The organism is Paraburkholderia panacisoli (genome assembly GCF_008369935.1).
Classification (GTDB): domain Bacteria; phylum Pseudomonadota; class Gammaproteobacteria; order Burkholderiales; family Burkholderiaceae; genus Paraburkholderia; species Paraburkholderia panacisoli.
This window is the reverse complement of sequence record NZ_VTUZ01000124.1, coordinates 1-2,138: the sequence shown is the minus strand read 5'-3', so window position 1 is coordinate 2,138 and position 2,138 is coordinate 1. Positions and strand designations below refer to the sequence as shown.

The 2,138-nt window shown below is 58.7% G+C and carries 2 protein-coding genes; both read left to right on the top strand.

The genetic code is table 11. From position 1 onward, the window contains the following. Nucleotides 1-151 precede the first annotated feature (151 nt). Nucleotides 152-1,411 carry a site-specific integrase gene (locus tag FVF58_RS50835; RefSeq protein WP_149676964.1) on the top strand — a complete coding sequence of 420 codons (1,260 nt, stop codon included), beginning with the start codon at nucleotides 152-154 and terminating at the stop codon, nucleotides 1,409-1,411. Then, on the top strand, nucleotides 1,408-2,138 hold a 731-nt coding region (locus tag FVF58_RS50830; protein WP_149676963.1), incomplete at its 3' end, for a tyrosine-type recombinase/integrase. The genes FVF58_RS50835 and FVF58_RS50830, both read left to right, overlap by 4 nt.

Genomic DNA, 2,138 nt, shown 5'->3' with positions numbered 1-2,138 from the left:
CTATCGCTACTTTGCAGTTATCGAAGGTTAGCGCCGAAGTGACAGCCGTGACATCTGTTTGCAGGACCTGACGCGTGCATGGCAGGCGCGGCAACCTTCCATAATTTGCATTACTTTCCTCGTGCGATTTCATTTTTCGAGGAGAGTCGCCATGCCCAAATTCTCGCGCCTCAGATCTGGCCATATTCTTGCTCGGCGATGGTTCGCCAAGGCTGGCCTGGAAGCGCATGCCGATGCGTACATTCGCTATTTGACGGAACATGGATATGCCGTACCGACCGTGGAATGCTACTTCCGCTGTGTCGCGCATTTTTTGCACTGGGTCGTACAACACCATGCTGCCTTTCACGATGTCGGCGACGCTCTGATCGACCGCTTCATCCACGGACATCTGCCCCATTGCCAGTGCGCGCCGCAGTGTCGGAGAACGAGCGCGGACGTCCATGCTGCGCTCATTCATTTTCTTGACATGTACGGCATCGCTCGCGCAACGCAATCTCCGATAGTGTCTGCCTCGATAGATGCAGAACTGGCGATCTTCACCCAGTACATGGTGGAAGTTCGTGGACTCTCCGAGAGCACACGTCACGTCCGGCGGCGCCACATTGGTGAGTTCCTCGCGGATTGCTTCCACGAACAGCCGATCGAGATATCGAAGATCGCTCCGGCGGACGTCATCCGCTTTGTCATGCGTCGCACACGCGGGCTCACACCTGGCTCGGTCAAGAGCGTCTGTGGTTCGCTTCATAGCTATTTGCGTTTCAAGGCGATCAGCGGGACGCCGGTCACAGCTCTTATCGCAGCACTGCCGCGAGTTGCCCTATGGCGCCTCGGTGGACTACCCGATGTTTTGTCACCAGAAGAGGTCCGGCGACTTCTCAGCGCGTTCGATCGCAGTAACGCTACCGGCAAGCGTGACTACGCAATCACGCGATGTCTTCTGGACTTGGGCCTGCGTCGTACGGAAGTCGCGCATCTGTGCCTGGACGATATCGATTGGCGTGCAGGAATCCTGACCCTTCATGGCAAAGGCAAGCGAATCGACGTTGTGCCGCTACCCCGCCTGACCGGCCAGGCGATCGCAGCTTATCTGCAATACGGGCGCCCGCAGACCGCACGGCGCGAGATCTTCGTACGTCATAGACCACCGCTGAACGCTGGGGCCGACCTCGACATCGTACGAAACGCGGTACGTTACGCTGCCAAACGCTGCGGGCTGGAGCAGCGAGTGCGCGGCACGCATGTTTTTCGGCACACGATAGCCTGCCGGATGGCACAGAGCGGTGCGCCATTCAAGCAGATCGCTGACCTGTTGCGACACCGTGACCTCGACACAACTACCATTTATGCGAAGGTTGATCTTCCTTCGCTTCGGCGCGTGGCGCTTCCTTGGCCAGGGAGGCACTCATGAGGACACATACGCCGTTCTCGCGCTGGATCGATGAGTATCTCGTCGTTCGCCGGCAAGCCGGTTTTGCGCTCAAGGTGGAGGAACAGCAACTGCGACGCTTCGCGCACTTCGCTGAAGTACTTGGTCATCGCGGTCCTATAACCATAAAACTTGCCGCCCGGTGGGCGAGCAGTTCCGCCAGCGGACTCCGGTTAACGGCGGCACGCAGAATCGAAGTAGTCCGACCTTTTTTAGCCTACTGCCGTCAGTTCGACCCCGCAACCGAGGTTCCGCCTCGCCGACTTTTTGGAGGTGCCCACCGACGATTGGCGCCACACATATTTACGGATGATGAGATACTTGACCTGCTGGCTGCCTGCGATCATCTGTACCCACCGGGCGGCTTGCGCGGCGCAAGCTGCGCAACGATCTTTGGATTGATGGCGGCAACGGGCCTCAGGATTTCCGAAGCGACGGGGCTTGGCCGCCCGGACGTCAATCTCGAGCAACGGCTGTTGCACATTCGATGCGCCAAGTATGGCAAGTCGCGCTGGGTACCGATCCATCGCACCACCGCCGACGCTTTGCTCAGCTACGCCAGGAAGCGCGACCGCGATCCGCTGGCTGCCAATGCCGATTCATTCTTCATGTTCGACTACGGTCGCCCCGCCTCAACACGAAGTGTCGAGTATGCCTTCAAGGTACTGCGTGTTACGTTGCAATGGCACGCTCGCGGTGATCACCCTAG